Here is a 23,393-nt window from a genome sequence, read left to right on the forward strand (position 1 = left end):
GCAGCTCAGCGCTCCCTTGTGCCTTACAAGGTACGGCAGACGCTGGGCCGTGACACTGCCGAGTCGGCCGTCATCGTTTTGGGGATTGCATTTTTGCCACCGGTCCCGTTGTCATTATGCGGTCATTGGTACGCTGCCTGCAGCTGCGGCGCTGATGCGTGTGTGTCATTCAGTCACGTTCTTCGTTGAAGAACCGGCCGGGCATGCCCCAATATCTTCTCTCGCGGTCCATCGTCTCTAAGGCCTGATGCAGATTAATCAACCCATACCCGAACTGCGGGTCTGTTCCTGCCTTTCCGAGATCGGCCGAGCTTTGCCGCAGCAGTTGTTTCACCTTGTTAACGGAGAGCGGCCAGCCCCGCTCCTTCTGATAGGCAATCATAACCCCTACCGCGCCGGACACCTTCGGCACCGCGAGACTCGTACCGGCGCTCAGCGTATAACCATGCGGCAGCCCAAGCACCTCACTTAATACCGGTTGTTCGAGATTCGTAGGAAACGTGGAGAAGACGAGCTCCCGCGGATCCAGGAGGCCTTCGGTTAACCAGTCCGCCCCGTAGTCGCCTCCGGGCGCGGCGACGGTGATCCCTTCACCGTAATTTGAGAAAAATGACAGCTGATCCGACTTGTTCGTGGCCGAAACAGAGATAGCGTCCCTAACCCCCACACCCGGCAAGTGTACCTGCCTGTCGCCCGGGTTGCCGCGCTGTTCCGCCACTTTTTCAGGATCGCTGAGATCAATCCCATCGTTGCCGGCGCTCGCGACCACTATGGAACCCTTGATGTGCGCGTACTGTACGGCGCGTTTATACGCTTCAACGATCACCCTGTCGAGCGGCTTACGCATTGACTTGTACGTGCCCAAGCTCACATTGATGACGTCACATTCATCCCTGGCAGCTTGAATGATAGCCTGGATGACCCATATCGATTCCGCTCCGTCTTCTGCGTTATCCATCACTTTGTACGGTACCAGGCCTAGCTTCGGACCCACACCGAGCATTGCACCGTTGGCGGCAATCGCGCCCGCGGTCATAGTACCGTGTCCCAATCGGTCTTCCGTGCTTGTAACTCCGGGAACGAACGACTTACCTTTGGCCACGATATTCGCCTTCAAGTCCGGATGATTGAAATCGACGCCGCTGTCGATAACGCCGATCTTCACCCGGTGGCTGCCGGCTTCTTTAGCGAAGCTTTTGCCGCCTTCCGTCACCTTCTGAATATCCCAACCGAACCACTGATAATACACAGCACCGGTGACATCGATTTCGCCATCGCGGGGCGCTGCGAGAGAGCGCATCGTTTCCGGTGCCGTCGGCAATGCCCGGGCGCCGGGAGCCAGCTTATCTGCAGGAGGCGGTCCGGGCACCGTGATGCGCTGCTCCGGTCCTGTGCTGTCCACTTTATAAGGATAAGCTTGCTTGATCCGTTCAATGGCTTGTCCGGTTTGTTCGGTTCCTTCCAGCTTAATCGTGCCAATCTCGGGCACCACCGTAACCGCAATGTCTGGATAGTCCTTCTGGAGCAATTCAAGTACTTCATCTGGTATACGAGCGTCGGAAAACACCACGATCTGCTCGCCCTCTGCCCGTGCATTCGCATCGGAGCCAAGCGAGGACGGCTTCAGCAGTGCTGAATTCGCAGGCGGATCGAACCAGGACTCCTTCGCCGCCGCGGTATGGGTAGACGGGCTGGACGGGGGTTGCTTCCACGCCGCCGTATGGGCGCCCCGCGGGAACCGGGTCTCCTTCGCCAACCCCGTGTGCTCCGATGGGTCGGACCACGTCACCCCCGCCGCTGCATTAGCCGGCTGCACCGGGGCTTGGAGCACCGCCACCGTGGGTAGAGCTGCAATAACAACACTAGATAGCCACTTCTTCATTCCGATTCTCCTTTTCCGCTGTGTATAGACGGTAATACAGCCCCCGTTTGGACATTAACTCGTGGTGGCTGCCATACTCATGGATGGTTCCTTTGTTCAGCACGACGATCCGGTCGGCTTGTACAACCGTGCTTAACCTGTGCGCGATAATGATCTGAGTGCAGTGCAGCGCTTTCAAATTAGCTTGGATGCGCGCTTCCGACAGATTATCCAGGGCGGAGGTCGCTTCGTCCAGGATGAGAATCCTGGGGCGGCTCACCAGCGCACGCGCGAGCAGCAGGCGTTGTCTTTGGCCGCCGGAGAAATTACTGCCCGCCTCGGACACCATCGTGAAGTAACCCATCGGCTGCTGCATGATCTCGTCATGGATATCCGCGAGCGCCGCGGCGTGCACCACCTCCTGCATCGAAACGTTATCATCGAGCAGCTGGATGTTTTCCATCACGGAGCCGTGGAACATTCTTGTTTCCTGCAGCACAGCACCGACATGGCTTCGCCAATAGGCGAGGTCGACACGGTCCATCGGAATGCCGCCGAACAGGATGCTCCCGCCGGACGGCGTGAACAGGCCGAGCAGCAGCCGCGCTAGCGTACTCTTGCCTGACCCTGACTCGCCAACGATGGCGACGGTCTCGCCGGGTGCGATCGTCAGGTTGATACCGGAGAGCACCGGGTCACCAAAAAAATCATACTTGAACGACACGTCCCTCAGCTCCAGTTCACATTCCATATCGTGGGGGCGGAAGCCGTCCAATTGCTCCGACTTGCTGTCCATCACGTCCTGCAGCCGATGCACATAAGCGCCGAGTGCGAGAAACTGGGTATACGTTAAGCTCAGGGAGATGATCGGCATCATGAACTGCGACGCTAAAGCCGAGAAGCCCATCAATTGCCCCACCGTGAGTTCGCCGCTAACCACCATTCCCGAGCCCAGCCAGAGCAGCAGCAGAGGTATAATGAAATACATGCCCGAGCTAAAGCTGTCTAGTGCTGCGGAAAGCAAACTCTGCTTCTCCGCTGCGTGCAGCTGACCCTGAAACAATTCCTTCCACTGACGGAATACTTTATTTTCGAGTCCCAGCACCTTGATATCGGTAATACCCGTAATGTTTTCGGTTAGATAACTCTGCGTCTTCGACTGGCTGGCCACGCTGCGGTCGGATAGCCTTTTGACCAGCCGGCTGCTTATGAGCAGCACTACCAGCACGACAACGCTCAAACCCACCACCACTAGAGCCATGCGCCTGTCCATATACAACATCATTGCCGCATAACCGATAATGAGCAGAAAATCGATAACTAGTGAGATCACCCGCGACGAAAGAATCTGACGAATCATCACATTCGAATTTGCCCGGAAAATTAGGTCTCCGCTGGTACGGCTCTCGAAGAACATGTACGGCAGTGAAAACAGCTTTGCAATAAACGCCGACATCAGCGACATATCAAGCACGGTTTGTAACCTAGCAATCAAATAACCTCTCAACAAAGAAAAAGCTTGGTGAAACAAATACAGCCCGAGCACGCTCATTCCGATGATCGCAATGTAGCCCTGGTTGCCCGGCAAAAGCACACGGTCGACGACCCATCGGGTCAGCTGCGGCACGACCAGACCTACGCCCTGGAGGAAAAACCCAGCTAGCAGAATACCGGAAAGCAGCTTCTTTTGTTTCAAGACGTGAGACAGCAGAAAATTAACTTTTCGCTCGCGGCGCGCCGGTATAAAGCTGCTGCCCGGCGTGAGAGTCAGTACTATACCGGAATAATGCGCGATAAACTCATCGTAACGCAGCTTGCGCCTGCCATGACTAGGGTCCACTATGGTGAAATGCCGCCTGCCGATATGCTCCAGTACGACGTAGTGCTTATGGTCCCAGAACAGCACCGCCGGAAGCGGCAATTCGCCAAAGTGGCTTACCTCCGCCTTGTAAGCCTTTCCATCCAACTGAAATTTCTCGCCCATCTTGATCAAATCCATCAGAGATGACCCTTTTGGAGACGTGCCGAACATGTCCCGCAGCTCAGGCAGCCCAATACGGCGGCCGTGATATCCGAGCACCATCCCCAAGCAGGCAAGACCACACTCGCTGTGCTCCATTTGCTCAATATACGGTACTTTTTTCTTCATGCTCCACGGCCCCTATCACTTCTTCAATGTTCAACCAACCCATGTGATATGCAAGAATACCGATTTTGACGCGTGAGGAGATCCGGCACTTTAATTTGACCGCGGATACGATTTCCCCGACCCTGCGCCGGCTGACAAACAGTTTTTTGGCGATTTCGACATCTTTGTAGCCTTTCGCAATGAGGATCGCCACTTCCTTTTCCTTCTCACTCAATGCAGGACTCATAGATATCACTCTTCTCCCGAATTGTCAGTTTGTTAACATAATTGAACTCCTCCAAGCAAGCTGCTTCCATAGAAACAATGCTGCTTCGATAGCGACGATTATCAACCCTTGAATGATGGCAGCTCAGAATGAGTTGCCGCTTGCTTCATAGCAACCCTCCCAATTCAGGATACGAATAGAATACTGGTAAAATATTTTCTGAGTGTTAAAGTAAGGAAAATATTATGTTTTCTGTAATTCGCAGCTTATCTAGGAACTGAGAAAAGGACAGGGTGACGGGGGACACATAAACGGAATATGATTGATGGGCAATTGACAGTGAGGTTGAGAGATTCCGTGGCGAAGTTCATGCAGAGTGCTGCGATAATAATGTAACGCATTATGTAAAAGACCTGGGGGTGATGTGCTGCAGAATGCCGACCAAGTGCCGACTGGCACAGCACCAGTAATTGAAGGCGGGGGATGCCTTCTTCCATCGGCTATTGTCTGTAGGAGTATTGAATTAATGGCGTTTTTTCAGGCGCTGCATAGCAAGGCGGACGCTAACACTGCTGCTGAGGATAGCACCGCCCGTGTTGACCGATTTACGATTTATCGCCGTGTTCCTCATTTCCGTAAGTTATGCTGATCGATCATCCTGTTCTGCTGATCCATGTGCTTGTTCGTTCCGGTTGCTTTTTCATCTTTACGGGTCGGGTGCTCTGCGTCCGCCATGCTTTCGACAAACGACTTCAGATTCGCGGTTGCACCCGCTGTGCCATTGCTTACTGGCGTCTTCTTTTGGTCGTTAACCATTGCCCAGCCACCTCCTAATTTAGAATTCAACCATTATTAACCTTTTTTAGCGGAGTCTAACCACAAAAAAACCGTGACGACAAAAAAGATTCGTCAACGGTTTAATTACACTCAGCCCGATCTACCTCTTGATACAATACAACCGGCTCGTTTCCTCCCAAATCTCTCCACGTTCGAGAGAAAACAATCCTTTTTTCTCAGACGGGAGCTGTACGTTGGGAGCATTCACCAAATTCACTTGCGGCTCAGGACAAAAGAAGCCTTCCGTCGCGCCGTTGTTCCAAATCATCCACTGCTTATAGGAAGTCCCCACGTCGTACACTAGCGTGACCCCCTCGCGGGCGTCTGTGAGTTCCATGCGGTTGCGGCCGTTGTCTGGCTGTGCTGTATAGTGATTGTCCATCGGTTCGAAGAATGGTGAGATGCCTGCCACGCGCATCCGCTCTTCATCTGCTGTTAACGGCACGTGCTGACCGGTCGGCAGCATCCTCTCGTTCAACTCCCAGCGTTCACCGATCGTCATTCGGAAGCTGTAATCGGCCGCCGCACTGCCGGATGCAAACGGGGCGTTCACGGCTGTATGAAAGGCCAATAGACAAGGCATCGGTTCTTCGCCATTGTTGCGTATCATCACCTGCTGCTGGAGCCCGTCTTCACTAAGCATGTAGCGCAGCTTGAAGGTAAATAAATGAGGGAAAAATCTATAGACGGGATGCTCTTCCGTGACATCCAGGCGAAGCACAACGAAACTCTCGCTCCTATTCACCCCCTGCTCCTCCACCATCCACGGAATGTTATACAAAAAACCGTGCAAATGGTTTCCGGTGCTCTCCTCATTCACCGGGAATATGTACTGTCTCCCGTTCCATTCGAAGCGCCCGTCTTCATATCTGTTGGGCGGAAATAACACAGGAATGCCGTGAATCATTGGGTTCTTGCGAAAAGCCTCCATCTCTTCAGGCGCCGGCTCGTGCAAGAACCGGTACCCGGCCGAATTATCCCGAAAAGCAACCAAGTTCGCTCCAATGTGAGGAAGTACCACAGCCTCATAACGCCCGGCCGTTAACCAGACAGCCTTCTCCCCGTGAAACGATTTTTCATGGACCGCCGCCAATAATACCAACTCCTCTCATTTGTTACTACAACAGCAAGCCGTTGTGGTGTGCCGCATCAGCGATACTACAATGTCAAACCGGTGTCGGTTTCCCGGACCGGCAAAAACAACGGCCGTTCCTGGCCGTGAGGTGTATCCGGATAATGCGTGCAAATCATTAAACGTCCGCCGAAATCCCGAAACAAGCTCGAATGCCCTGCATTGCGGTCCATAAGCAAGTCGTCGTCATGGGTCCATGGCCCCTCCATCCTGCCGACGACGCAACGCGCGGTGGCCACCGTGTAACCGCCGAGACCCTGATCGCCGCTGCATCCAGGTTTCGAGTAGCTTGACCAGAGAAGCACTAAGTGCCCATTGCGAGCGTTGTATAAAAATGGGGCGTCTGTAAGATACCCTTGTTTCTCTATCCGCGGATCGCCGAACACACGGATCCACGGCATGTGCGCGGCATTCAAGATCGTCACCGGTTCACCGAAGGATGATTTCAGATCATGAGTCAAGCGCAGCCCCTCGATTCGGCCATCATACAACTCGGTCCACTCGTGGCAGTATACAATCCACCGTTGCCCTTCTTTGTCCTCATAGTACGTTCCGTCCAGACATTCGCTGCCGGGCAAAGTGACCGGACCTTCGCTGTGAACGCGGTAAGGGCCTGCCGGGTGATCGGCCACAAGAATCCCTGTACCGCGGTTTTCGCCAATGCCGCCTTTGAAAGAGGCGAACATATAAAATCGCCCGTCTACTTCAAATACTTCAGGCGCCCAGTAATGCCGCACACCCCAAAAGCCTTTCGGCGGTTCGAATGCCGCGTAGGGTCCGGTCCACTCGGCTAAGTCGGTGCTCACGTACACCTCGAAGAGCGGATCCTTATCCCCGCATCCGTCTGCGAACGTGGTGCCGAACAGATAGTATTTTTGCTCTTTCTCATAGGTGAACACAAAAGGGTCGCGCATATGGATGTCGCTTGTTTTTACCGTTTTTATGGTGCGAAACCCTGGCTTCATCGGCTGTCACTCCTGTCCGCTGAACGAAGGATCGGTGATGGTGGTTAGATGCCAGAGAGAGTTGATTTTTCTAATCTGTTCGATATCGCATTTAGGCTGCCTGTCATACGTCAATAAGCCGTTTATTTCCTGCTCGACATCGGTGAGCTGGGTGTAGCAAAAACCGTGAATCGCTTGCGACGCATACACCGCCTCAATCACGCGCCGATATTCGCGCAAGAAGTCCTCGCCGGTAGTTACCGATGTGTAGCCCCATCCCTTGTCTGAATCCGAATCCGCACCGGCACGGTAAGCTATCCCGCCGAACTCGGTCAACAAAATCGGTTCACCCCGGTGTGAGAATCCGTTTGCGTAGACTCCCCTGCGGGCCGGCCGGGATCTGAGAATGTGCTCCTTTGTCGACAGAGATTGTTTGAAATAGGCGTATTTGTCCGTTTCCTCAGGTTCGCCATGATTATAATTATGCACCGCGCAAATATCCGATTGCGTCAGCTCCCAGCCGTCGTTGGAAATGACCGGCCGCGTAGGGTCGAGTGATTTGATCAGATGATACATAGCCAGGCTGTGGTGCTGCTGCTGGCGGTCGTGGCTCACGAGCGGAACTCCCCAGCTCTCATTCAGCGGCACCCAAGCGACTAGGCTGGGATGGTTGAAATCACGCTCCATGATTTCCATCCATTCGCGGGTCAGACGGCCCACGGCATCCGTGGAGTATGACGGGCTAGCCGGACACTCTCCCCAGACGAGAAAGCCGAGACGATCGGCCCAATACAGGAAGCGGGGATCTTCCACCTTCTGGTGCTTACGGCAGCCGTTGAAGCCCATCGCTTTCGCCAGCTCCACATCCTTGCGCAGAGCCTCGTCGCTTGGCGCGGTGAGAAGCCCCTCCGGCCAATAACCCTGATCGAGGACAAGCTTCTGGTAATACGGTTTATTGTTCAGGTATACCATGCCGTGCTCAGTGTGGATTTTACGTAATCCGAAGTACGACTGCAGCTGGTCAAGCGTCTGATCGTCCTGTTTCAAAGTCAATGTGACGTCAAACAAATTTGGGTTCTCCGGCGTCCACGTCCATCCGTCGTGATGGAACGGCGTTCTAAAAATGTTTCGATTCAACAAATCGTAAGCCCTTTTGGTGAACCGCTCCTGCACCGCAATCGTGTCTGTGACCACTTTCACACCTTTAAATGAAATGTCCACCTCAAGCACACAATTCGCATATGAACCCTTTGTTTCAAAGGATAAAATGACTTCGCCGCGGTCAAGATCCGGCTGCCATCGCACTTTGTCTACACGAGTCTCATCCACAGCTTCCAACCATACCGTCTGCCAAATCCCTGTCGTACGTGTGTACCAGATGGCAGCGGGCTGCTCGATCCAGTACTGTTTACCGCGCGGAATGGTTTCGTCGGTGGAGGGATCTTCCACACGCACCGTTACTTCCTCTTCACTCCAGTTCAGCTCCTCTGTGATATCGAATTGAAACGGGGTGTGCCCTCCCTCATGCATCCCCACATACTTCCCGTTCACATAAACAAAAGCCCGGTAATCTACTGCTCCGAAGTGCAGCAGCACCCGTTTGCCCTGCCAGTGCCGGTCTACAGAAAACTTGCGCTTATACCATACGATGTCATGAAACGACGGATCGTTGATGCCGCTGAGCGGCGTCTGATAGGCAAACGGCACTTCAATCGTGCTTGAAAGGCTCCTCGTCGGGGCAAACCATTTGTCAAAAGCCCCCTTGTCATCGTCATCGAAATCAAACTGCCAGGTTCCGTTAAGATGCTGCCAATCCTCTCTAACAAGCTGCGGTCTAGGATATTCGGTGCGTAATGTCATTGGACAAATCTCCCATCTTATTAATTATTTGATACCGGAGCCGGTGACCCCTTTGACAAAAAAGCGGTTGGTAAACAGAAATATGATCAGTGCGGGCAGCGTGGCGATCAAGGTAGAAGCCATCATTTTAGCCGGATTAACAAAGTTCGCCCCTTGGATCAGGCTCGCCAAGCCTGTTGTCACAGTTTTCATTTCCGGAGAATTGACAACAAGCAGCGGCCACAAGTAGTCATTGTAAATGTTCAAAAAGGTAATGACGGTCAGCGTCAGAATGGCGGGTCGCACGGTCGGGAATATGACCGAAACCAATATGCGCCATTGATTTGCGCCATCCAGGTGTGCCGCTTCCTCAAGCTCCTTCGGGAACGACAGCAAGAAGTTGTAGATCAGAAATACCCCCAGCGTCCCTGCAGAGTAAGGAAAAATAAGCGGAACATATGTGTCGGTGAGATTAAGCATTTTGAAAATATAGAATGAAGGGAAAAGAGTAACGATGCCTGGGATCGTCAACGCTCCGACAATCATAATCAACACCAGCTTCTTGCCGGGAAAATCCAACCGGGCTAACGAATACGCGGCGAGCACGTCAACAAATACGACAAACAAGGTACCTGCAACAGTCACTAAAGCCGTATTGATAATCCATCGATCGATCGGTGCATCCCCGGTGTCAGAAAACAGCTGTACATAATTCTCCAAGGTCCAGGTGTACGGGATCAATGAAGAGCTCGCCATAGCTTCACCGAGCGTCTTGAACGAAGTGAAAATCATCCAAAGGATCGGTACCAAAAACACCAGCCCCAACACGGTGGCGGCCACGATATTCAGGATGGAAGCCAAGCTCCGATGTTTGCGCATATCTTCCTCTCCTTTACTTATGATTCTTGTAAGACAAAAAATACTGCGCGCCGGTTACCACCATCATAATGAGGCCCATTAATATAGCCATAGCGGAACCCATGCCAAGCTGGTTCATGTCGAAGACGGCACGCTGGATGCCCATAATGAGCGTGTTCGTGGACTCCGACGGCCCCCCGGCCGTGATCAGCTTCGTCTGTCCGAACAGGTTGAACGATGCAATAATGGTTGTCATCACGATAAAAATGCCCACATTGCGTATCTCCGGCAGCGTGATGGCAAAGAACTTGGTGAATCCGCCCGCTCCGTCCAAGTCAGCGGCTTCATAGACCGTCCCATCCACTTCATCGATAGCGTTGATGAACAGCATCATGTTGAATCCAATAGTCCACCACACTGTTGCGATCAATATCGTAATCCATGCGAAAGGCTGAGAATTCAGCCACTGCACCGGCTCGCCCAGCCCCAAAGACACCGCCGCGCTATTGATAAACCCGCCGTTTTCGTTAAACAGCCAACGGAAGACCGCCGATACGGCCGTCACCGAAACGGAGTAGGAGAGAAAGAAAACCGTCCGGTAAATCGACTTGAGTCGTGTGGGGAGCTTATCGATCATAAGCGCCAGGCCCAAGCTGATCAGCACTAACGGAGGCACACTGAGCACCACGAACAACAACGTGTTTTTCAGCGTATTTACAAACAATTCATTGTAAATGTCTCCGGGAGTGAGCAGACTTTTATAGTTATCCAGACCGACAAACGTGTGCTTTCCGCTGGCGATATTCCACTCGTATAAACTCACTATGAGGCCGTATACGAGGGGAAGCAGCCAAAACAGGACGAAGCAAATGACGAAGGGAGAAACAAACAAATAAGCCCATTTGATGGATTGTGTTTTGCTTTTCACACGGATCACTCCAACAACTTAGAGTAAAAAACGGGCTCTGTGGGGATGACTTGTTCATCTCCGTTTCACAGAGCGCTTGCACGATGTTACTTGCCAGGTTCTGTCGCCGCTATTTGCTGCGCGCGTTTCGTAGCCGTTTCGAGTTCTTTCATCAGCTGATCTTTGGTCATGTTGGGCGTAGACACCATTTTGCTGAATACTGTTTCGTTCAAATAACGTATTTGCTCTCCGAATTGGTAAACAAAAGGGGCTTTGATGAATGAAGCAAATTGCTGCTGATTCACATAAGAGAGCGGGTATTTGTCCTTGTTCTGAACGATAAAGTCCATAGTTGGCTTATGCACCGGGGCTTGTCCGGCTTCCGCCCAGTGGATCAGGTTCTGAGGCGTGTACATATAGCGCAAGAACTCGGCTATACCGTCAAGCACCTGCTGATCCTGTGCCTTAGCGGACACCGCGATCGTATGCGAGTTCCCATAGGTGGCCGGCTTTTTACCCAGCATCGGAACTGCCGCGATGCCCAGTTGATCGCCATATTTTTGCTTTGCCGCGCTATAATACCATGGGCCTGTCACCGCCACCGCCGTTTTGACCGATGCATTCGAGTCTTTCGCTTCTTTCATAAAAGCTTGAAACTCTCCGTCCACACCAAGCCCAGCCGGCGACAAGCGATCCGCGTGGATCATTTTATTGAACGTAAGCAGGGCGTCGGCAAACTCAGGCTGGCTGAAGTTCAAATAGTTATCCTGCTGCAATTCAATCCCGTTTTGCGCGGCTATTGTCATCATGTAGAACTCCACTAATCCGCTGGACGGAACGCCGAGAGCATACAAATTTTTATCCTTCGCCTGCAGGCTCGCCTGGAGCTGAATCAAATCGTCATAAGTTGCCGGAGGCTGTGGAGCCAATGCTTTATCATAAAACATCGTCAAGGGATGAATATCGAGTGGAACCGCATACATCTTGCTGTCGAGTTTGGCGAGGTTCACGCCAGCCGGGTCGAAATCAGCTTCTTTGAGCCCTGCCTTGTCCATAATCGGCGAAATTTCTTGAATCATGCCGTCCTGCTTATATGTATGCAGATTGTTGCCGTGGATCACGACCACATCGAAATTTCCGGATTTGAATTTAGTGTAGTGCTCTTTTTCCTGAATTTCCTTTATCACGTACTTCTGTTGGGAGCTGTTGAAGCCGTCGGTGATTTTCTTCATGTAAGCGCCATCGCCGCCGGTAAACCCATTGATGAAATTAATCGTAATTGTGCCGTCCGCACTCTGAGCGGTTCCCTCGTTGGCGGTGCCTCCGTTGGAACAGCCGGTTAGGGCCAAACCGCCGGCTAACGCCATGGCTAACCATTTTTTTCTTACCATGTTTTATCATCTCCCGCGTTCTTTTTTTCGTTTCGGTTTACAAAATCCAGCTTCATTTTTAAATCGGTTTCATAATTGCCAAACCTGCTTCCGAACAAATTGATACCGCCGTCGTTGTGTGCGTCAGGCTTTATGCCAATTCGAACGGTCAGATACGGCTTATCGTCCAACTCCAGCTGTGGGATTGTGACATTAGATATTCCGCGCCCGTCGATAAAGGATCCGTCCGAGTTCACGCGCCATGTTTTGAGGAGGCCATACTGTGTGTTCTCGCTGCCCCACCACGCCGGCGTCAATATCCCTCGTTCCCCGCCAAAATCACCGGGGCTTGTCCAGCTGCCCAACTCCTTCCCGTTAATCCACAAGGTAATGTCTGACGGCCAGTCCAGGTTGAAGAGAGGTGCCTCCGAGCAAAGCTCCATGGACAATTCCAAATTCTCTATCACGGCGCCGCGTGGCACACGGTTCGGGAACCGATATTCTAAATACCCGCGGCGGAACCAGATCAGCTGCGCGCTAATTCGCTCAGGTTCGAAAAAGGAGCGCGGCTCATCCATTTCCCCGATGATGGAGTGCTCGCTCAGCAGTCCGCAGGGACCGGAAACGTGCGAATCTACGAAGTGTCCGATAGGGATGGATACAACTGCGGTAGTTTCCGGCGACCCAGGCCGCAAATGAGAGAAATCGACCACGATCCGGCTGTACACCGCGGTGCATACCTTTTGTGTGCCTCGCGTTCCCGGAACCATTTCCGTCTGAATTAATCCGGCTTCCTCCAGCTTGCGGACATTGATGGCTGCAGTCGACGCAGGGATGCTGAATCTTTCGGCGATCTCCATGACATTCATCGACTGATGGAGCAGCGTCTTGAATATCTCGGTTCTTAAATCTGTTGAAAGGGCTTTCGCAATGTTCAAAAAATCATCGATATTGGTTGTGAGGACGCGGTTGAGCTTCTCTTTGTTCGCATAATCTCGTTCGATCTTCAATTGGTTCGGCCCTCCTTTCACGGGCTGTGGTTGAGGCTCGCTTCTGTCACTGCACAGACTGTATGCCACCGGACAATCAGCAAAGGCGCTGCGGGTGCCATTGCAACAAGTTTCATTGTGGATTACCGCCAATTTACCTATATCAGACAGTTTTTATTGTTTTGTAACCGTTTTTATTATAATTTATAACAACATTTTCTGCAATATTTAGATTTTTCTGCTGATAAATTCAATTTGCATCAACAGAAGTTGTTTGTTTGTTTTCGCAACGGCATCTCTCAATACAGTACGTGGCCTGTGCGATACTCAGCCAAGTCGGCAGTGAAGGCATCATCCGGGTGAAACAATACAGGCTCTCATCCCTAACAGGACAAGAGCCCATAGTGCGCAGACAAGTTTCCTCTAATGCGAACGGCCTTGGTACGTAGTGCCTTTCTCCACCTCTTGCTGCCAGTCCGGTGCTTCCGCGCCGGAGACAGGTCCCTGCAGCAGCGGGTCGTTGGTTTCACGCATCCAACGTTCCACCCTTTGTCTCAGCTCCTGCAGCTGTGCTGCATAGTTCTCGTCATACGCCAGATTGTGCTGCTCCAGCGGATCGTTCACCAAATCATACAGCTCTTCCGGCACATTGGGGACATAGTAGTCCTCCCTCACCGATCGTCCTGCTAAGCTGCGGTGAATATCCAAAGGCAGGTAAACCGCAGGTCCGTCCTCAAAGTTGCGCACATATTTGTAGCGCTCCGTACGCATTCCTCTCATCGGATGATAGCGGTCATGCCAGGTCAATTCGCAGAAGAACGCATCCCGCGGCTCGTACGGTTCCTCCTTTAACAATGGAAGGAAGCTTCTGCCGTCCAAATCGGGAGGAATATCCGCCCCTGCGATATCAAGCAGCGTAGGCATCAAATCCACATTGCAGAGGAGCTCCGACGTGCTGCGCGCTCCACGTATCACAGTCGGCCAGGCCATAATCAGGGCTGTCTCGAGGCCGGCGTCGAGCAGTGTGCCTTTTGCCCTTGGGAATGCGATGCCATGATCGGTGGTATAAATAATCAGCGTGTTTTTGTCCAATCCCGTTGCCTTGAGCTCAGAGTAAATGCGCTCTATGGCTCGGTCCAAGACCTTGACGGAGCCTTGAAATTGTGCAAAATCACGGCGCACGTTAGGCGTATCCGGCAGGTAATCCGGCACTACGATGGATTCATCGGGGTCGGCCTCCGGCTCGTAGGCATCGAAATCCCGGTGGGTCTCAAAAAACCCGACGGAAGCGAAGAAAGGACGGTCCCCGCCGGCTGCCGCTTTTTCCCGCATAAACGCAATCGTTTTATCCGCAACCAGAGGAGCCAAATTGCCGTCAGGATTACCCGGATCGCAGACATGTTCCACCCGCTCATAGCCCAGAGCATGGGATGATGTAAAGGACCGGCCTCCGGGCTCACCGATCGTTTCGTGGCTTAATCCGATCAGCACGGTTTCATAGCCTGCCTTGCTGAGCTCTTTTGGCAGCGTCGTCTTGTCCTCATCGATTGAAAATCCAAGATGGGACAACCCGATCATCCCATGGTTATGCGCATACAAGCCCGTTAAAATACTTCCGCGGCTCGGACTGCACTGTGGCGCTGAGCAAAAATATTGATCAAACCTCACACCGTCCTGGGCCAGTCCGTCAATCCCCGGGGTGGCGACGTGTCGGCCGTAGCTTCCGAGGTATCTTCCCGTGTCATGCGAAATCATCATAATAATATTGGGCTTTATCATAAGGTATCACTCCAAATCTAATAATTTGAGTTATAAAAGTAAGATGAGCACAATTAAGGAAACGTCGATGATAGCCAGACACGCAAACGTAACTATAATGATATACCGTGGAGATTTAAAAGTCTGCTCATTGATGCCTGTTCGTTTGGCAAAGTAATTCTGAATCGCAAGCAGGAGAATGCCGCTGCCGAGAATAACGGAACTGATGCCCACGAAGGCCGCCAGCCGCTCTGCGAGCTGCTGGTATTGCTGGGCGCGAAACACAATCCCCGCTGCGAGAAAGCCCAGACCGACCACGGTAACGCTGGTACGTACCCACGCTAGAAATGTGCGTTCATTAGCGAGATGCTGCTGAATGTACTTTGAATCTATTGTCTTTTCATTGTCCGCTCGACTGCCCCGCGGGTCATCCTCTCCATTGGTGCTACGGGTTTGCTCGTCTGGTTTCACCATTGTTTTGTGGTCACGATCGTGCTCGTCGCGGTGATCCATTGCGTTGTGGCGTCGATTTTCCACTGCTGAGTCGTTACGTTTGTCCACGGCTTTTTCGTGTCGGTTGTTCATTGCGTTGTCGTTCATTGCGTCGTCCTTTCCAATTATTACATCACTGCAAATGTATCTTTACCTGCAGCAAATGTTTTAATGTGGCGGTGCAACACCGGTTTTGCGGGCATTGATTTCGCTGACATACCGCTGAAACGTGGATTCATTCAAAGTATACATGGCTAAAATAACAGCGCACAGGATCGCACCGATGACTGGAATAACGCTTACAATCACCTCAATGCCATGCAGCGCACCGGCAGTTTGCTCGGCATTTGGCACGTAACCTACCGCAGACAGGATACCTCCGGACACCTTCGCCGCCATTGCCTGAGCGAACAGCTGCACAAAGATGAAAGCCGAATATATAGTTCCCTCTGCCCGCACGCCGGTTCTCCATTCCCCATATTCAATGGTGTCGGGGACCATCGCCCACAAGAGCGGAATCGCCAGACCGAAGCCAATGTAGCTTAGACCACCAAGCAAAAATACCATCGTTATATTGGATTCTGCCAGATAGAAGCCGAGCAGGCTGCATATAATAATCAGTTGACTGAAGATTCCCACATTTCTTTTGCCGATTTTATTCACCAGGAATGGGTTTACAACAATCCCGGCGAGCTGAATGGTGAAACCGACCAAAGAATATACGGCGAACATATTCGCTTCGCCCATATTGTATTTGAAGAAATATAACATGGCCGAGTTTTTCGTAATCAGGCACAATTGGAAAACGAAGATAAAGGCAAGCAGCAGAAACAAGTATTTGTTAAGAAAAACCGTATTGAATTGTTTGCGCAGGGTCACACGGCTGGCTTGCGTTTTGACAGTGTCGAGCTGTGTCTGTCCGACACCCTGTGTACCGTAGAAGGTGATCAGCAGCGTCATGATCAAAATCACGCCATAACCGATATAGACCAAGCGAAAGCCGGTTGTTTCCGTGGAGAACATGTGAACCAGCGGCAGCGTAGCACTGCTGACGACCAGTCCGCCGAACTGCCCGAGAAATACTTTGATGGAGGAAATCTGCGATCGTGCTTGGTAATCATGGGACATGTCGGCCAACACAGAGCTATACGGGACGTTTACAATGGAATAAATCATATTAAACAGAATGTAGGTCACATAAGCATAGGCGAGCTTTCCCGATGCGTCCAAGTCCGGGACGGTGAAGACCAAAATTCCGATCAAGGCAAGCGGTAAACTGCCGAATAGGAAATAAGGACGAAACTTCCCCCAACGGCTTTTTGTGCGGTCAACCAGCACACCCATCGCCGGGTTTACAATCAAATTGACCAGCTGAGCGGCAAACATCAGCGTGCCCGCAGCAGCCGCGGTGATACCCAGATTATCGGTGTAAAAATACAACAGGTACGTAGAGACAGAGCTGAAAAATAAATTCAGCCCGAAGTTGCCCGCGCCATAACTGAAAGCTTGCTTTAAATTCACTCTCTTTTTCATCGGCTATCCCTCCGTGATCTTGCTTAACTGAATAGCTATCCTGTCCTGATAAAAAATGTCCGCAGCAGCTTGCATCCGCTTGGAATCAGCGGCCGCAGCAAGCATGTCGCTCCAGCGTGCGTGTACCGGCGTGCATGTACCGACAGGCTGACGTGAAAGCTTTTACCTGCTAGTTGCCGCTAAAATATACAAAATTCCAAGAAAACTGTGGTCACTTATATGAAAACCTTTTCATCATTGGCAAAAGAGTATCGTTGCCCGTGGTCACTGCACTAGCGCCGTGCCACGGATTGACGCTCGACCAGCTCATGACGCACATAAGTCCTTAGTTCGCCGACATGCTCATTTTGAATCAAATGGTCCAGCTTCTCCACAGCCAAATAACCTATCTGGTACAGGGGCTGTCCTACTGTAGTCAACTTGGGAATGGACATTTGCGCCAAACGCAAGTTGTCGAACCCGATAACCGAAATGTCCTCAGGGACGCTTTTTCCATGCTCATGCAAATAAGAAATCGCACCTAACGCCCTTTCATCACTCGACGCAAACACAGCGGTAATATCAGGGAATTTGCGCAGCAACTGCCCCATCGCCTCATAACCGTCTTCAAATTTGTAGCCGCCGAATTGCACTTGGCTGTCGACATCCGTTTCCAGGTCGTGTACCCTCAGGGCGCGCAGAAAGCCCTGCAAGCGCGGCATCGCCGTCACATTATCCGTGATGGATCCGCAAATCATTCCGATTCGGCGGTGCCCGTGCTTGATCAAACATTCCGCTGCGTCGAAACTGGCCTGTTCATCATTGACTTTGACCGATGGAATATCAAATTCCAGACTGTGCGTGGCTGCCAAAACGATCGGTATCTGAAGCTTTTTGAACACTTCATAATAGTCCGGATAAACTGGCTCGCTGGTAAATACCAAACCGTCGATTTGTTTCTCTTTTAGCATGTTAAGGCTTTCAAGCATTCGCGCTTTATTGTTATCCGTGTTGCACAATATCAGATTATAGTGGTGCCGCTGTGCCGCATGTTCCATTCCATGCAGCATTTCCGAATAAAACATGTTCGAAATATCCGGTATAAGCACCCCGAGAGATTTTGTCCGCTTGTAGATTAACCCCCTGGCCAAAGCGTTTGGCGTGTAGTTGAGCTCCTTCATCGCCTCCTGCACCTTGACTCTCGTTTCTATCGCCACCTTTTCGGGCATATTCATCACTCGCGACACAGTACTTATGGATACGTTTGCAAGCCGGGCAACATCTTTGATATTCGATTCCATCGTACACATCCCTAATCTGCAAATGCTTTTATGAAAACCTTTTCACCCAGGATTATACGTGGCATCGGAAAGCTCGTCCAATAGATTTTTTTTATCAACTCCGTCATTCATAAAAAAAGCGCAGCCGCGGTGGTTAAGCGTCAGCTGCACATCGGAACCCCATATTTCCCGCCGAGCTGTCAGGAGTGTTGGAGCTTCTCGCCGCAACCCGATAACGATTGCAATAAGATTTGTGACATAAATATGAGCCGCCCCGCATCACTCTATTTTCTCCCTTTGCCGGCCCGGTAGGATTCGCTCTGGGCGCGGTCGCCGGATAAGTCGGGCTGAACCAATCGGAACACCACTCCCACACATTGCCCGCCACGTTGTACAAGCCATAGCCATTCGGTGGAAAAGATTTCACCGGCGCAGTCGAAATATAGCCATCGCTTGCGTTATTTTTCACAGGGAACTTACCCTGCCAAATGTTACAGCGGTGCTCTCCGTCCGGCTTGAGCAGGTCTCCCCACGGATACCGCTTTTGTAACAGGCCGCCGCGGGCTGCATATTCCCATTCGGCCTCGGTTGGTAATCTTTTCCCAGCCCATCTGCAGTAAGCCATAGCATCATTCCATGAGACATGGATAACCGGGTGATCCATCCTCTGTTCAATATTCGAGTCAGGTCCTTCCGGCTGCCGCCAGTACGCACCTTGTACGGCTAACCACCACGGAGTGCCGCTTACCGCTTGTGTGGTTTGCGCGCGTACGTTATCCGATGCCAACAAATGAAATACGAAGGACCAACCGAACCTTTCAGCCTCTGTCACATAACCCGTCGACTCTATAAATTCCGCAAACTGTCCGTTCGACACAGTACACGGATCGATGTAAAAAGGACTTAGCGTCACAGTGCGCACAGGTCCTTCTCCGTCGGCAGGAAACCCTTCACCATCATCGGTTCCCATCAAAAAATCGCCGCCTGAGAGGTGGATCATGCCTTCCACATCGGGCTTGCCGGGCTGCACTGTCAGAGGAGCTGTCTGCCGTTCGCCTGCTGCATTAGGAGCTGTCTGCCGTTCACCCACTGCGTCAAATTCCCCCCGGCCTGCCGCGCAGCATGAGCGGGTGACCTTACCTTCTTTACCCTCCATCGCAAGTTTCTCCTTTTGCTCGTTGTCGGTTGCATTCTCTTGCTAGTTTAGCTAGAAAACGCAATTTCCACAAGCTTTATAGAGCGTTACTTGCGGATGCGGAGTTGGGGCTTGCCTCCATCACTCACAGCGTCGCATGGCCCATGCCGGTTAAAGTGAACCGTTTCGGGCGTCCTCATTTTTGTGATAAACGTTTCTGGTACTCCGCATTCATTTCCTGGATGATTTTTTGGTAATTGGCATCTTTTTTGAGCTGGTCTACATACTTATCCCAATCCTCCATAGTTATTTTACCGATTATAACTGTGTCTTCATATCTGCAATTTTTTTCGTGTAATCCGCTCCCATTTTGAGCTCCGTTTCAGACACGAGTCCCATGGTGGGATCGCCCACGGATATCTTCGCTCTTTCTTCTGCGATTTTCATATTTCTTTTGGTACGTATAACCGCCAGCATGTCCCGTGTTGGTAGGTGCATTGATAACGGACCCATGGAGGCCTTCTGGGGGACGCTGAAATGCGAGAAGTATTATTTGCAACATACAGCACGTTTGAGCAACTAAAAAAGGACATTGGCGCCTACATCTATTTTTACAATAACGAGCGATTACAGGCAAAATTCAACGGCCTTAGCCCAATGGAATTTAGGACCAAGGCCGCCTAACTGATTTTCATTATTTGTTCTGTGTACTTGACGGGGGTGCAGTTCAATCCCAGCAGCCTACAAATGGGTTAAAAATTGCACCTTAATTCAGGATGAATAAATCATTTCTTGCGGAATGTCCTCCCAGAACTCAATCAAAGACTCGCCGTATATGCCTAGCTCTTCATCATCGATCTCTAACACTATTTCATTTAATGTGGTGCGATAGAAAACCATCCTATCAATGTCAGATGCGTCATCCTGAAAAAAATCTGGTCTCAATTTCCGCAGTTGGTCCTCCGAATCGCCGGGCCCATGCTTGATCAAGTTGGCTAATAAACGCAACTCATTCAACTTAGCGTATGCATCGAATCCTTTTATATCCACACCACATTTTTCGAATACCTGTCGAATGTCGCCAAATCCCCTCGCACAAAAATCTTTGAACAATTGCCCCTTCAACGGATTGATATTCGGATGTCTGGTTAATTCTTCATAGAGAAACTTTCTGATCTGCTGCTCCCAGAATTGATACAAGGTGGAAATCGTCATCAACTTCGTGTTGTAACGCATTAGCGCCATCATTTGCAGATGTTCAATCCCCGCCTCCCAGGCTAGCTCCGCGAAGTCACTTGGATCATCATACTCTGGATTAAAATAACTACCCAGTTCAGCGTATCGGTTTTCAGCCTTTTCGTTCGCTTCTTCTTCTATGTTTGCATACACCGCTGAGATTTTGTCGTAATAGGTCGAGACGTAAATTTCAATCAATTTCTGATTTTTCACTCTGATATTCTCGTGCAAAAAGACTTGTGTCTTCAACTCGGATTCCCCTTCATTAACGTACTCTATATGGATAGGCTCTGTACACTCTTTTATCCACATTATACCATAACGGAATTTGATCTGTTTTGCTGAATATCCGTTTATGCACGGTATTTAAATGAAACGGACGAGGCTCTAGTGCATTTAGCGCGGCTCCTGTTGTGAAGCAGAATGTTTGCGTTCGTGCATTGAAGATATCGCCTCACAATGTCATATTTCTTAGCATAAAATATGAAATTGTTCAAAATCAGATTGACAACATGTTGATTTCAACTATAATAACGGTAATTGGACATTATATGTTATATTATATTACACAAATATTTCACTGGAGGAGTGCACATCATGTCAATTCAAAAACGATCATCCCGCACATCACACATCACAAAGACCGCTCCTGCTCTCCTGGCTATACGAGAATGCCGGTGCGAGCATCACCAGAGGGCAATTCATTAACCTAATCATCAGGGCATTAGAAATGTCCGGCACAGCATTTCCGCAAGTACATAATGTACCGTTCGAAGATTTAAGCGTCAACTCTCCTTATATAGCGAGCATTGCCAAAGCCTTCGCAGCTGGCATGATTGATGGATATCCCGGTGGACTGCTCATGCCGGACAGAACAATTACCAAAGAGGAAGCCGCAGCAATAGCGAGCCGTGCGCTGCATCTCTCAGACCAAGCGGAGATGTTCTCCGACGTGGCGGACACCGGCTTATTCGCGGGCATGATTGGAGCCGTTGTTAGTGAAGGCATCCTACGGGCCAAGACGGCGGTCACGTTTGGATTCGGTGACAAAGTCACAGTAGGCGATGCCGCATCCATAGCCCTTCGCGTATACAATAGACTGCCGTTTATTTTGATGGACGCCACGCTTCCCGAGCTTCAGGCAGCGATGCAGACCGGAAAGACCAGTTCGGAAAAGCTTGTTCAGCAGTACCTCAAGCGAATTGAAACTTATGACGATCAAGGCCCGAAAATTAACGCCATGCTGGCAATTAACCCGAATGCTCTAAAAGAAGCCGCCCAGCCGCCCAGCTCAATGAGGAAAGAAAGGTGAAAGGTCCGCGTGGTCCGCTTCACGGCTCCGATCATTTTGAAGGACAACTATAACACCAAAGATATGCCCACCACGGCGGGAGCCGTCGCTCTTGACGGGTTTATACCGGAGCAAGATGCAGAGGTCGTTGCAAAGCTTCGTGCGGCAGGTGCAGTCATCTTGGGCAAAGCCAACATGCATGAGCTCGCGATAACCGGAATGACCGTAAGTTCGCTCGGAGGGCAAACCGTCAACCCTTATGACTTGACAAGAACGCCAGGCGGTTCCAGTGGCGGAACTGGCGCATCCATCACTGCGAACTTCGCTGAGCGGGGACGGGTAGTGATACGGTGAATTCCATACGCTCCCCTTCCTCTGCTAACAACTTGGTCGGAATTCGTCCAACTAAAGGCCTGATCAGCTTAGACGGCATTCTTCCCGTCTCCTTCACCCAAGACGCCGTAGGGCCGATAGCTAGAACAGTGGAAGATGCCGCCATCATGCTTGATGTTATGGCTGGTTCCGACAAAACTAAGCCTGGTGCGGCCTATTCGGATGCGTTGGTAGAAAACGGGCTGAAGGGAGCACGAATCGGTGTGCTGCAAAACCTTTTTGGTACGCAGCAAATTCACGAGGAAGTAAATACCGCAACGCACGCGGCTATGGAAGAGATGAAAAATTTAGGTGCTACTCTTGTCCCGATCAACATCCCCGGTCTGGACACCGACAAGCTGATCGCCGATCTGGATGTGCAAAAGTATGAAATTAAAGAGGAGTTGAATCGTTATTTTTCAACCTATCGCACCCCTGTGAAAACATTGGAAGAATTCCTCGCGAAGGACAGTTTTCACGCCTCCGTCGAGTCAGCGTTGCAAGGCGCACAAGCGGTGGAAAATCCATTGACGCGGCAGGATTACTTGGCACGACTCAAGAAGCTGGAAACGTTGAAAAAGCAAATTTTGCAAGTCATGGATGAACATGATGTGGACGTGCTGCTGTATCCACATCAAAAACGGCTGGTGGTTCCAGTGGGAGAAGCCCAAGTGGACCGCAATGGCATCGTGGGAGCATTGACCGGGTTTCCCGCCATTACATTTCAAGGCGGCTTCTCCGCGCCCACCGCGAGCGCCGATTGGCGTACCGGTTGGCATTGAATTTTTAGGTCGACCGAACAGTGAGTCAACCCTAATCACATTGGCGTACTCGTTCCAGCAAGCGACCTCCCATCGCCAGGCACCGCCTACCACACCGAAATTGAAGTGAAATGTTCAATCGGGGGACTCTGCTCAACTGGACTATGCTAAGCACGTCTCACGTTTGTCTCAATCCCACATGAACTTACTTTTCTTTCTCATAATAAGAACACCGTGTCGTACGCACGGTGTTCTTGAGAGCGTGGAGAAAGACTGAATGTATTTCAACGCCTTGGACGTCGCAATGTCTTTTTCGCCCAATGACTGTTAGAATCTGAAAATACGTCCATTGGAACTGCTGAATACCTGTCACCCGGAGCAGCAGCACAAAAACTCTGCACAGCGGATTGGTGTGGCCGCCTATCAGCCCAAAATATAGAAGAGCTCGTCCCTCGTCTGCAGACG

Annotated in this window: 22 protein-coding genes; 4 read left to right on the forward strand and 18 right to left on the reverse strand. The window is 51.1% G+C overall.

Going from position 1 to position 23,393, the window contains the following annotated elements; translation table 11 throughout:
• Positions 1-169: 169 nt before the first annotated feature.
• From CBW46_RS15300 to CBW46_RS21400, 17 genes are all read right to left on the reverse strand, one after another.
• Positions 170-1,882 carry a S8 family peptidase gene (locus CBW46_RS15300; RefSeq protein WP_089200867.1) on the reverse strand — a complete coding sequence of 571 codons (1,713 nt, stop codon included), beginning with the start codon at positions 1,880-1,882 and terminating at the stop codon, positions 170-172.
• Complete coding sequence (locus CBW46_RS15305) at positions 1,863-4,010, reverse strand: peptidase domain-containing ABC transporter (RefSeq protein WP_089200868.1); 2,148 nt, start codon at positions 4,008-4,010, stop codon at positions 1,863-1,865. The genes CBW46_RS15300 and CBW46_RS15305 overlap by 20 nt, the downstream gene beginning before the upstream one ends.
• Positions 3,985-4,236, reverse strand: a complete 252-nt coding sequence (locus CBW46_RS15310; RefSeq protein WP_089200869.1) for a response regulator transcription factor — start codon at positions 4,234-4,236, stop codon at positions 3,985-3,987. Before CBW46_RS15310 ends, CBW46_RS15305 begins: the two co-directional genes overlap by 26 nt.
• Positions 4,237-4,842: 606 nt before the next feature.
• Complete coding sequence (locus CBW46_RS15315; RefSeq protein WP_089200870.1) at positions 4,843-5,031, reverse strand: hypothetical protein; 189 nt, start codon at positions 5,029-5,031, stop codon at positions 4,843-4,845.
• 121 nt (positions 5,032-5,152) lie between these two features.
• The gene (locus CBW46_RS15320) at positions 5,153-6,145 is read right to left on the reverse strand and encodes an aldose 1-epimerase (RefSeq protein WP_089200871.1); all 993 of its coding nucleotides are present in this window, start codon (positions 6,143-6,145) and stop codon (positions 5,153-5,155) included.
• Positions 6,146-6,210: 65 nt separating this feature from the next.
• Positions 6,211-7,149: a glycoside hydrolase family 43 protein gene (locus CBW46_RS15325; RefSeq protein WP_089200872.1), complete on the reverse strand. Its 939-nt coding sequence runs from the start codon at positions 7,147-7,149 to the stop codon at positions 6,211-6,213.
• Positions 7,150-7,155: 6 nt separating this feature from the next.
• Positions 7,156-8,988, reverse strand: coding sequence for a glycoside hydrolase family 2 protein (locus CBW46_RS15330; RefSeq protein WP_089200873.1), 1,833 nt, complete (start codon positions 8,986-8,988; stop codon positions 7,156-7,158).
• Positions 8,989-9,012: 24 nt separating this feature from the next.
• Positions 9,013-9,846: a carbohydrate ABC transporter permease gene (locus tag CBW46_RS15335; protein ID WP_089200874.1), complete on the reverse strand. Its 834-nt coding sequence runs from the start codon at positions 9,844-9,846 to the stop codon at positions 9,013-9,015.
• A 13-nt stretch (positions 9,847-9,859) separates the two neighbouring features.
• Positions 9,860-10,753, reverse strand: a complete 894-nt coding sequence (locus CBW46_RS15340) for a carbohydrate ABC transporter permease (RefSeq protein ID WP_089200875.1) — start codon at positions 10,751-10,753, stop codon at positions 9,860-9,862.
• A gap of 86 nt (positions 10,754-10,839) precedes the next feature.
• Complete coding sequence (locus CBW46_RS15345; RefSeq protein WP_089200876.1) at positions 10,840-12,123, reverse strand: type 2 periplasmic-binding domain-containing protein; 1,284 nt, start codon at positions 12,121-12,123, stop codon at positions 10,840-10,842.
• Complete coding sequence (locus CBW46_RS15350) at positions 12,117-13,112, reverse strand: ArsR/SmtB family transcription factor (protein ID WP_089200877.1); 996 nt, start codon at positions 13,110-13,112, stop codon at positions 12,117-12,119. Before CBW46_RS15350 ends, CBW46_RS15345 begins: the two co-directional genes overlap by 7 nt.
• A 402-nt stretch (positions 13,113-13,514) precedes the next feature.
• Positions 13,515-14,870 (reverse strand): sulfatase family protein, encoded by a 1,356-nt coding sequence (locus CBW46_RS15355; protein WP_089200878.1) that lies wholly within the window; start codon positions 14,868-14,870, stop codon positions 13,515-13,517.
• Positions 14,871-14,900: 30 nt separating this feature from the next.
• Positions 14,901-15,449: a YidH family protein gene (locus CBW46_RS15360; RefSeq protein ID WP_243633336.1), complete on the reverse strand. Its 549-nt coding sequence runs from the start codon at positions 15,447-15,449 to the stop codon at positions 14,901-14,903.
• A 60-nt stretch (positions 15,450-15,509) separates the two neighbouring features.
• Positions 15,510-16,874, reverse strand: a complete 1,365-nt coding sequence (locus CBW46_RS15365; protein ID WP_089200879.1) for a glycoside-pentoside-hexuronide (GPH):cation symporter — start codon at positions 16,872-16,874, stop codon at positions 15,510-15,512.
• 272 nt (positions 16,875-17,146) lie between these two features.
• On the reverse strand, positions 17,147-18,154 hold the full coding sequence (locus CBW46_RS15370) for a LacI family DNA-binding transcriptional regulator (protein ID WP_089200880.1): 1,008 nt from the start codon (positions 18,152-18,154) through the stop codon (positions 17,147-17,149).
• 133 nt (positions 18,155-18,287) lie between these two features.
• Positions 18,288-19,289, reverse strand: a complete 1,002-nt coding sequence (locus CBW46_RS15375) for a formylglycine-generating enzyme family protein (RefSeq protein WP_089200881.1) — start codon at positions 19,287-19,289, stop codon at positions 18,288-18,290.
• A 297-nt stretch (positions 19,290-19,586) separates the two neighbouring features.
• On the reverse strand, positions 19,587-19,766 hold the full coding sequence (locus tag CBW46_RS21400; RefSeq protein WP_165842337.1) for a hypothetical protein: 180 nt from the start codon (positions 19,764-19,766) through the stop codon (positions 19,587-19,589).
• 39 nt (positions 19,767-19,805) lie between these two features.
• On the opposite strand from CBW46_RS21400, the gene CBW46_RS15385 reads away from it, so the two are divergent.
• Positions 19,806-19,952 carry an IS3 family transposase gene (locus CBW46_RS15385; RefSeq protein ID WP_089200883.1) on the forward strand — a complete coding sequence of 49 codons (147 nt, stop codon included), beginning with the start codon at positions 19,806-19,808 and terminating at the stop codon, positions 19,950-19,952.
• Positions 19,953-20,039: 87 nt separating this feature from the next.
• On the opposite strand, the gene CBW46_RS15390 is transcribed toward CBW46_RS15385, so the two are convergent.
• Entirely contained in the window at positions 20,040-20,753 is a 714-nt protein-coding gene (locus tag CBW46_RS15390; protein WP_089200884.1) for a hypothetical protein, read from the reverse strand.
• A gap of 481 nt (positions 20,754-21,234) precedes the next feature.
• On the opposite strand from CBW46_RS15390, the gene CBW46_RS15395 reads away from it, so the two are divergent.
• From CBW46_RS15395 to CBW46_RS15405, 3 genes are read left to right on the forward strand one after another with little or no spacing between them, the layout of a single operon-like run.
• Positions 21,235-21,816, forward strand: a complete 582-nt coding sequence (locus CBW46_RS15395; RefSeq protein ID WP_089200885.1) for an S-layer homology domain-containing protein — start codon at positions 21,235-21,237, stop codon at positions 21,814-21,816.
• 9 nt (positions 21,817-21,825) lie between these two features.
• Positions 21,826-22,149 carry an amidase family protein gene (locus CBW46_RS22095; RefSeq protein WP_089200886.1) on the forward strand — a complete coding sequence of 108 codons (324 nt, stop codon included), beginning with the start codon at positions 21,826-21,828 and terminating at the stop codon, positions 22,147-22,149.
• The gene (locus CBW46_RS15405; protein WP_089200887.1) at positions 22,146-22,949 is read left to right on the forward strand and encodes an amidase family protein; all 804 of its coding nucleotides are present in this window, start codon (positions 22,146-22,148) and stop codon (positions 22,947-22,949) included. Before CBW46_RS22095 ends, CBW46_RS15405 begins: the two co-directional genes overlap by 4 nt.
• The last annotated feature ends 444 nt before the right edge of the window (positions 22,950-23,393 follow it).

The organism is Paenibacillus xerothermodurans (assembly GCF_002220865.2).
GTDB classification, from domain to species: Bacteria; Bacillota; Bacilli; order Paenibacillales; family NBRC-103111; genus Paenibacillus_S; species Paenibacillus_S xerothermodurans.